General features: G+C 71.4%; 1 pseudogene. It reads right to left on the reverse strand.

Annotated elements, in window-relative coordinates:
• A pseudogene (gene prfB, locus CCN33_RS32840) lies at positions 1–255 on the reverse strand (peptide chain release factor 2); the annotation flags it as partial.
• Positions 256–567 lie beyond the last annotated feature (312 nt).

Consider the following 567-nt stretch of genomic DNA (forward strand, 5'->3'; position numbering starts at 1 on the left):
CATCTCGAACAGGACGACGAGATCGTCGATCCGGCCGCGGAGCCCCTCGGCCTTCCTGACCTCGGCCTGGAGGTGGGAGAGCTTGCTGGTGATCTTCTGCGCCTCGTCCGGGTTGTCCCAGAGGGACGGCGCGGCCGCCTGCTCCTCGAGCACGGCGATGTCTGCCCTCAGCTTGTCGAGGTCCAGGACGGCCTCGATCGACTCCATGGTCGAGGAGAGGGACTTCAGCTCTTCGGATACATCGACGACTGCCACGCCCCCAGCGTAACGGCTCCGCCGGGTGCGGTAGGTCCCCGGCGGTCTGGCCCACGATGGTGAGGGGTGCTGCGGCGCGCGTACCAGGGGCTGCCGCCCCCGGACCCCCGTTGTCGGCCCCCAGAGGCCCCGTCCTCAAACGCCGGACGGGCTGAATATGCCTGACGTGGGCTTCACGGTGCCGACGTGCTGCTCCGGGCCGGAGGCGGGGTCTCGTCCCCTCCGCTCGTCGCCGCCCACGCGCCCGCTCCCACCGCTGCTGCCAGCAGGACCCCGGCCACGGTCAACGTGATCCTGCGGCGCCGGGCCGCG

The organism is Streptomyces recifensis (genome assembly GCF_002154615.1).
Taxonomy (GTDB): domain Bacteria; phylum Actinomycetota; class Actinomycetes; order Streptomycetales; family Streptomycetaceae; genus Streptomyces; species Streptomyces griseoluteus.